Source organism: Salipiger sp. (genome assembly GCF_059781815.1).
Genome location: NZ_JBYNAH010000426.1, coordinates 1 through 1553, shown reverse-complemented (window position 1 = coordinate 1553; position 1553 = coordinate 1). Strand labels below are relative to the sequence as shown.

General features: G+C 56.7%; 2 protein-coding genes. One reads left to right on the top strand and one right to left on the bottom strand.

Annotated features, from left to right (window positions below; genetic code table 11):
* Positions 1–276: Glu/Leu/Phe/Val dehydrogenase dimerization domain-containing protein (locus tag AC6RA4_RS25510; protein WP_500165123.1), on the bottom strand; the 276-nt coding region annotated here is incomplete at its 3' end.
* A gap of 10 nt (positions 277–286) precedes the next feature.
* Between AC6RA4_RS25510 and AC6RA4_RS25505 the strand changes: the two genes are divergently transcribed.
* The coding region (locus tag AC6RA4_RS25505; RefSeq protein ID WP_500165121.1) for a pilus assembly protein TadG-related protein at positions 287–1553 on the top strand (1267 nt) is incomplete at its 3' end.

Here is a 1553-nt window from a genome sequence, read left to right as displayed (position 1 = left end):
CATCAACGCGGCAAGCGCCTCGACCTCGTCCTGGTTCACGGCCATCGCATAGCGGATACCGCCCTTTACCGGCTCCATATGCTCGGAATGAACCGAGCGATAGCCGGTGAAAGTATGGATCTGCCCCCGCAGACGCACGCCAAACCGAACGGTGTAGGTCGCATTGCAGACCCGGATCTTTTCCTCAAGCCCGGGTGGAAGATCCATCAGGGCAGCCGCCCTGTTGAACATCAGATCTACACTCTCCCGAAAGCTGGGTTCCTTGATGGCCGTCATAAAATCCTCCATGCCGGTTGACGTCGAGCGTCATGACGTTTTGTCGCACCCTTGGCAAGCAGCTGCAATCGCGATTTGCACTTTTTTTCATCAATTTATGAACAGCGCGTTTCGAGCAACCGAGCCGAGTCGCGGACGTTTACGATTTCCAGAAATTGTCCCGAGCAACGAAACAAAGATGCCCTTCCCGGCCAGACTGCCGCCGATTTTCATTCAAAAAGAGCACCATAGTGACGATCACGCCCAATTCTCGCCACGATCCACATCTAAATTATTAAAGTTCCGAAGAACTGGCTTCGCTGCTTTTGGCCGGCAAAAGGATTTCGTTATGCGCAATTTTGAATGGACATCGACACGGTCGGAGAAACCGCGCCAGGCAGACCGCTGCCGGGGCGCCGTCGAGTCTTTCGTGACCTCGGAAAGCGGGACGATGACCATCTTCGCCCTCTTCCTTCTGATGATCATCTTCACCGCGGCGGGCTTCGCCGTGGACGTTATGCGGTACGATCGCGAACGTGCGCGTCTGCAATATGCTCTGGACCGCGCCGTACTGGCGGCGGCCGACCTGGACCAGGACCTTTGCCCCAAGGACGTGGTCGTCGACTACCTCGAGAAGGAAGGCTTGGACCAGTACCTGGTTGGTGAGCCCATCGTGACGCCGAATGTCTGCGGCGCGACCGCCGTTACGATCGAAGGCTACCGCAAGGTCGAAGCGAGCGCCCAGATGGATGTCGGCATGCACTTCATGCAGTGGTGGGATGTTGACTCGATCGCGAGCGCGGCAACCAGCGTCGCCGAAGAAGCCATTGATGATGTTGAGATTTCTTTGGTTCTCGACGTCTCTGGCTCGATGAACAGCTACAATCGTCTGGCCAACCTGAAAGTGGCGGCCAAGAACTTCGTGCAAGAGATGGCGGACAAGACCGAGGACGGGAAGCTGTCGATTTCGATCATCCCCTATGCAACTCAGGTGTCGCTGCCCGACTATCTGATGGACGAATTCAGTACGACCGGCACCAATGACCGGGCAAACTGCATCAATTTCACCAGCAGCGAGTTCAACACCACCGCGCTGGACCCCGATACGATCCGTCAACGTACACTGCATTTCACGCCGTGGAGCACCTATGACCGGCGCCCCAGCAACGGCTACGTCTACAGCGAAGTTTGTGACGAACTCGCCAACCGTGAGGTCTCGGTCCTGCAGAAGGACCCGCAGGTTCTCAAAGATCACATCGAAAGCTTTACAGCCGGCGGCAACACTTCGATCGACGTCG